General features: G+C 39.8%; 5 protein-coding genes. 4 read left to right on the top strand and 1 reads right to left on the bottom strand.

Annotation, left to right across the window (positions count from 1 at the left end):
- On the bottom strand, nt 1-1,107 hold a 1,107-nt coding region (locus PHR02_RS12995; protein WP_299992661.1), incomplete at its 3' end, for a hypothetical protein.
- 102 nt (nt 1,108-1,209) lie between these two features.
- Here PHR02_RS12995 and PHR02_RS12990 point away from each other — a divergent pair.
- The 4 genes from PHR02_RS12990 to PHR02_RS12975 all read left to right on the top strand — a co-directional run.
- Nucleotides 1,210-1,461, top strand: a complete 252-nt coding sequence (locus PHR02_RS12990; protein WP_299992659.1) for a helix-turn-helix transcriptional regulator — start codon at nt 1,210-1,212, stop codon at nt 1,459-1,461.
- A gap of 268 nt (nt 1,462-1,729) precedes the next feature.
- Nucleotides 1,730-2,176 (top strand): cytochrome c, encoded by a 447-nt coding sequence (locus PHR02_RS12985; RefSeq protein ID WP_299992657.1) that lies wholly within the window; start codon nt 1,730-1,732, stop codon nt 2,174-2,176.
- 8 nt (nt 2,177-2,184) lie between these two features.
- Nucleotides 2,185-3,567 (top strand): cbb3-type cytochrome c oxidase subunit I, encoded by a 1,383-nt coding sequence (locus PHR02_RS12980; protein ID WP_299992655.1) that lies wholly within the window; start codon nt 2,185-2,187, stop codon nt 3,565-3,567.
- Nucleotides 3,567-4,865, top strand: a 1,299-nt coding sequence (locus PHR02_RS12975; RefSeq protein WP_299992653.1) for a VWA domain-containing protein, incomplete at its 3' end; no start/stop codon positions are given. The genes PHR02_RS12980 and PHR02_RS12975, both read left to right, overlap by 1 nt.

The following is a 4,865-nucleotide window of genomic DNA, read 5'->3' as shown; positions in this document are numbered from 1 at the left end:
TAAGATACTTGAAATAGTAGTCTGGGGGTTGTTATATGCCCGAGCATAACCTTCCATCTCCCACTGCCCATCGATGGCTTTGTTGGCATATTTGACTAGGTTATCCGTGATGGCCTCGACCGATAGATTTTTTTTGTATTTTTGTTTATATGCGGCAGCGCTATTTGCGACAGCCCAGATGATTTTAAACATCTGTGTAGTTGAAAATTTTTCTGTTACCGTAGATAGCTCCAAAAGAGTTTTATCGTTGATGATCTCTAGTGACTGATATATTAAACCGCATTTTTCAAGCTGTATTCTTAAATATTCAATACTCTCATGTAGTACGATTTCTGTCCATAGCTCATGCCCTTCTTTTATTTCATGAGATTGTAATATCAAAGGGTTAAGTAGAGTTTTTATCAGCGTTGACCAAGTGATGTCATTATTAGAGATATTGATATCATAGTAAATTTCAAATAGATCATACTCCAGCGTTTCATTTTCAAGTGTAAATGCGTGATGGCTTCGATCGCTAGGGTGGATAATCCCTCTTGCTATTAAATGATTATAGATTTTCTGTGCGAATTTTGTTGTAGGCGCCAAACGAATATGAGGACATTTTGCAAAAGGGTTCAGGACCTTTAGATCATTTGTTAAACAATCTTTGACGAGTGCCGCAAGATAAAGACGGTCCCGAGGGGTTAGCTCATTAATGTCTATCGACAGTTTTTTTGTTTTATTGATCTGCTCTGAGATAGCTTCATTTTTAAACCGTACGGTGAGCTCATTTATACGCTCTATTTGGCGTTTCGGCTCCTTACAACCACTGCAATTACACTTTTCATTATCGAAGAAATGATCGCACAATAAACACACTTGTCCGCCTGTGACCGTACTGTTCCTAGAAGTAGGTAGGTACCCAAGGGGAAATTTGCAGTAAGGACATTTTTCTTTTGATGATGCAGGTGGAAAACATTTGTAAAGATTAGTTGCTGAAACGTCAATTCGATATTTTTTAATCAGTGACGAAGGTTTAACATTTAAATAATATTGTTCTTGAAGTTCTTTTTTTTCTTGTTGTGATAAATGATCAAGCCTGATTAGATATTTTGCGTATTTGTACATTCTGCATCCTCCAATAGGGAAACAATTATAAACCCACCATAGTGGGTTGTTTAAAAGTATAACAAAAACTACACTCATGCAGATACTTTATGAAGAAGATATATGCAAGAATCAATAGTTTTTTCTGAAGATGAAATCAGTTCAATGTACAAAACAATCGGTGAAAACGTCAAAAAATATCGAGAGCTAAAGGGTATGAGCCAACTTCAGCTCTCAAATGCCATGGGGTATAGTTCTGTAAGCCTTGTTTCAGCCGCAGAGCTGTGTAATGATGGCAAACATTTCAATCTTGAACATCTTTATAAGATTGCAAAGATATTGGGTATTGAGATATCAGATTTAATTGCAAATTAATTGCCCCTGCAAGCATTGTATGTAAAACACTAATTTCGACTTTTCCGTATCTTTAAGTTTCCGTCACACTTTTTCGTATAGATTTACTCAAGTTTTATGGCGCTTTTTTAGCTTTTGAAAAAGTGTACGGAAAAGACTTGTTATTCATACTTAGTCTATCAGCTTATTAAAAAAGAAAATCCATTAAATACTATATAAAGGTAGGATTAAAAAAATCCTGCTACTATTTTATTACTACATATAGGTAGAATTAAATATAGGAGCTGAAATGTCTGAACGTATTACTAAAAATATGGCCAGAAATATTTACTTTGGCGGGGGACTTTTCGCGATTTTGGTTTTTACCGGACTAACTATAGATACCGTTAAACAAATTCCAAAGCTAAGCCATGATGACAAAATCACTGAGTCTGTTGCTCGGGGAAAAGTGGTATGGGAAGAGAACAATTGTGTCGGTTGCCATACAATCATGGGTGAGGGGGCGTATTATGCTCCGGAGCTTGGGAATGCGTTTCCTCGTCTTGGTGCTAATGATGAAGCCGCATTTAAAACGTATCTAGCAGGATGGATGGCGGCACAACCGCTTGATACACCCGATAGACGAAAAATGCCACAGTTTCACCTGAGCCCGGAACAAGTGAACAACCTTGCAGACTTTTTGATTTGGACCTCTCGTGTCAACAATCAAGAGTGGCCGCCAAACATTAAAGGATAAGGAAGATTATGAAATATTCATCTCAAATGGTCGCAAAACCATATTTTATTTTTGCACTCATTCTTCTGGCAGGGGAGATTGTTTTTGGTCTTGCTATGGGGGTTCAATATCTTTACGGGGACTTTTTGTTTCCTGCGATCCCTTTTAATGTCCTTCGAATGGTTCATACGAACTTGTTGATCGTTCTTTTATTATTCGGGTTTATGGGAGCTACCTATTATCTGATTCCTGAAGAGAGTGAACGCGAACTGTGGAGCCCGATGTTGGCCATAATCACCTTTTGGGTATTTGCGGCGGCGGGAGTAGCCACCATCTTGGGTTATTTACTGGTTCCTTATGCCACGTTGGCGGAGCTGACCTATAATCATCTGTTGCCGACGATGGGGCGTGAGTTTTTAGAACAGCCGACGATTACGAAAATCGGGATAGTTTTAGTCGTATTGTCGTATATTTTAAACGTGACAATGACAGTTATCAAAGGACGCAAGACGACCATATCGGTTATTTTGTTGACAGGTCTTTTTGGTTTGGCATTCTTCTTTTTGTTTGCGTTTTATGTACCTGAAAATCTGGTCATGGATAAATTCTTCTGGTGGTTTGTGGTTCACTTGTGGGTTGAAGCGACGTGGGAACTTATTTTAGGGGCTCTTTTAGCGTTTGTTTTGATTAAAACGACGGGTGTTGACCGTGAGCATATCGATAAATGGCTCTATTTGATTATTGCGATGACGTTGATTTCCGGGCTTGCCGGAACAGGGCATCACTTTTTCTTTATTGGTACTCCTGAGTATTGGTTATGGATCGGATCGATTGCCTCTGCGGCGGAACCTGTTCCTTTTTTCTTAATGATTTTGTTTGCTTACAATATGGCAAAAAACCGTCGTATTCAGCATGATAATAAAATTGCATTGACATGGGCAAAAGGGACGGCCGTTGTAGGATTTTTGGGAGCAGGTGTCTGGGGCTTTTTGCACACGCTCGCGCCGATTAACTATTATACACACGGTACACAATTGACCGCTGCACACGGGCATCTTGCCTTTTTCGGTGCGTATGTAATGATTTGTTTCACGTTGATTTCGTATGCAATGCCGATTCTTCGCGGGCGTCCTCATGGAAACGGGCCTAAAGCTCAGAGCGTAGAACGCACTAGTTTTTGGATGATGGTGATCGGTATGATAGGCCTTACGTTGGCACTGACTGCTGCAGGGATCATGCAAATCGAAATGCAACGCCTACGTGATGTTGCGGATGCTCTGGATTTCATGAGTGCACAAGCGGCTATTAGCACGGTGTATGGTGTTCGGTTGGCTTTTGGTGTGATGGTTCTTTTAGGACTATTGACCTATTTTTACAGTTTCTTTGTGAAAGAAGAGCAAGTAGCCGCGTAATGGATGAAAAAGTTGGTAAATTTTGGGATCACTATGTTACGAAAAAAGCTTCTCGTCTTTTTAAAGACGAAGAGGTCATATTTACGGACATTGCCAAAGGGTTAAAACTCTTTTATCACCTCCTAGGGGGTGAAAAAGGGAAAGAACTTCATATTACCGATAAACGCTCCATACAAACGTCACGAACAGTGCTAGAGAGATTCTCAGGGACGGGAAAAACTTTTTTCCTTGCTTGGCAAGATGAAAAAGGGATTTATCTCCCTGCATCTCTGGCTTATTTTCCTCTAAAAACACACAATGAGATGCACTATTACTGGCTGATCGCTATGCTCTGTAATGTCACGGTTAATACTCAAAACATTACCTCTGAAAATACTAGAGTGAGTGATCTCCTCATCGAAAAGTATGTCGGATTTCGTGAATTTTATGCGTATAGCCATCGTTATTTACGTGAACATTATCCTGAATTATCTACGATTGAACCTTCTCTAGAAGCCTCATCAGTAGATAATTATCCCAATCCGTTATGGATTTATCCGCCGCTTTCAAGCTCCAATAAACTCCTCTCAAGCGATGATGAAGAAGAGGTGCACAGACAGAGAGATGAGGAGAACAAAACCGAAATCTTGAAAATGAAGAAAAAAAGTGAACAAATTGACGATAAAAAAGAGACGGACGGATTGCTCCTCTTTTTGCCTGAGTCGATTATGAGCCTAATGGAACAAGTGAGGGTTGATCGACAGGAAAATGACAGCTTTGATGAGGATGCCCTCTACAATGCTGAAGATTTAGAGGAGATAACGCTGGGGCAAAAAGATGCCAACCTCTCCGCACGGATCAAAATGGATTTGGATATTTCTTCTAACAGTATTGAAGAATATCCTTTGGGCAAAGGGCATTTTATCGATGAGTGGGACTATAAAAAAGAGCTCTATCTCAAAAACTATGTGTGTATAAAACCCATTATTTCGCTCCATACCGAGCCTATCGAATTACCAAAACGACTCCAAAAAATGATGCGCACTATTCAAAGCGAACTTGATCTAATGGAACTTGATCGTATTAAAAAAGACAACCTCTCTTATGGTGATGAGATCAATATCGATACATGGATCGATTACAAAGGACATCAGAACCGCTCAAACCATCCACAGCGGTTTTTCCAAACCTTTGAGAGAAAGATGCGTGATATGTCGACACTGATATTGGCGGATGTTTCCCTCTCTACCGAGGCAGGGATAACCCAAGAGATACGCGTCATCGACATGATACAAGATGCGTTGATGGTGTTTTCTGAA

It is taken from the genome of Sulfuricurvum sp., assembly GCF_028688295.1.
Classification (GTDB): domain Bacteria; phylum Campylobacterota; class Campylobacteria; order Campylobacterales; family Sulfurimonadaceae; genus Sulfuricurvum.
This window is presented reverse-complemented; position numbering and strand designations above follow the sequence as displayed.

What these genes read in the sequence shown, in the direction of transcription:
- PHR02_RS12985 (WP_299992657.1), top strand. Translation starts at nt 1,730, where the DNA reads ATGTCTGAACGTATTACTAAAAATATGGCCAGAAATATTTACTTTGGC.
- PHR02_RS12980 (WP_299992655.1), top strand. Translation starts at nt 2,185, where the DNA reads ATGAAATATTCATCTCAAATGGTCGCAAAACCATATTTTATTTTTGCA.
- PHR02_RS12990 (WP_299992659.1), top strand. Translation starts at nt 1,210, where the DNA reads ATGCAAGAATCAATAGTTTTTTCTGAAGATGAAATCAGTTCAATGTAC.